Raw genomic sequence first — 319 nt, forward strand, 5'->3', positions numbered from 1 at the left:
GACAAAAAGGCATGGCCGCCATTCCGCGCAAAAAGATCCTGGAAAAATTCCGCAAGATGATCGCCGACGGCGTGCCGATCGTCGGCGGCGGCGCCGGCACCGGCCTGTCGGCCAAGGCCGAGGAAGCCGGCGGCATCGACCTGATCATCATCTACAATTCCGGCCGCTACCGCATGGCGGGTCGCGGCTCGGCCGCCGGCCTGCTCGCCTATGGCAACGCCAACGAGATCGTCAAGGAGATGGCCTACGAGGTCTTGCCGGTGGTCAAGAAGACCCCGGTGCTGGCCGGCGTCAACGGCACCGATCCCTTCGTCATCAT

At 64.6% G+C, this 319-nt stretch carries 1 protein-coding gene; it reads left to right on the plus strand.

The annotated features are described in order from the left end of the window. Nucleotides 1–11 precede the first annotated feature (11 nt). The coding region (locus EN807_RS33940) for a phosphoenolpyruvate hydrolase family protein (protein ID WP_135938048.1) at nucleotides 12–319 on the plus strand (308 nt) is incomplete at its 3' end.

This window comes from Mesorhizobium sp. M5C.F.Ca.ET.164.01.1.1, assembly GCF_004792125.1.
In the GTDB taxonomy this organism is placed as follows: Bacteria; Pseudomonadota; Alphaproteobacteria; order Rhizobiales; family Rhizobiaceae; genus Mesorhizobium; species Mesorhizobium wenxiniae.